The sequence below is a fragment of the Vibrio sp. 811 genome, assembly GCF_033339195.1.
On record NZ_JAWOUB010000562.1, the window covers coordinates 1 to 620 of the forward strand.

The window sequence follows — 620 nt, forward strand, 5'->3', positions numbered from 1 at the left end:
CATGATATCCCGAACACCTGTTCAAAAGCGGTACGCGCTGCTGCTGAGTTAGGTGTATGGATGGTGAACGTTCATGCAAGCGGTGGTGAGCGTATGATGACAGCATCACGTGAGATTCTTGAGCCATATGGTAAAGACCGTCCACTTCTGATTGGTGTAACGGTACTGACTAGCATGGAACAAAGTGACTTGGCAGGTATTGGTCTGAATGTTGAACCGCAAGAGCAAGTGATTCGTCTAGCGACATTGACTAAGAACTCAGGTCTCGATGGCGTAGTGTGCTCTGCGCAAGAATCTTCACTACTTAAAAATGAGCTAGGTAAAGAGTTTAAACTGATCACTCCAGGAATTCGTCCTGCTGGTTCTGATCAAGGTGACCAACGTCGTATTATGACGCCAGTTGATGCTATTCAAGCGGGTTCTGACTACCTTGTTATTGGCCGTCCGATCACTCAGGCGACGGACCCTGCTGCCGTATTGAAATCTATCAACGACAGTTTAGCTAGCAAGTAATAACTCTCGAGCATTAAATGGATAAAGGTGAGGCTAGGATGCCTCACCTTTTTTCTTTCTCAGAACAACGAATTACCCGATGAGAACAAAGGTTCTACGGATTATTC

1 protein-coding gene is annotated in these 620 nt (G+C 46.0%); it reads left to right on the plus strand.

Features of this window, described 5'->3' with window-relative positions; translation table 11 throughout:
• Positions 1–513 (plus strand): orotidine-5'-phosphate decarboxylase (gene pyrF, locus R7Q46_RS28105; protein WP_318078427.1); only part of this gene is annotated, 513 nt, incomplete at its 5' end.
• Positions 514–620 lie beyond the last annotated feature (107 nt).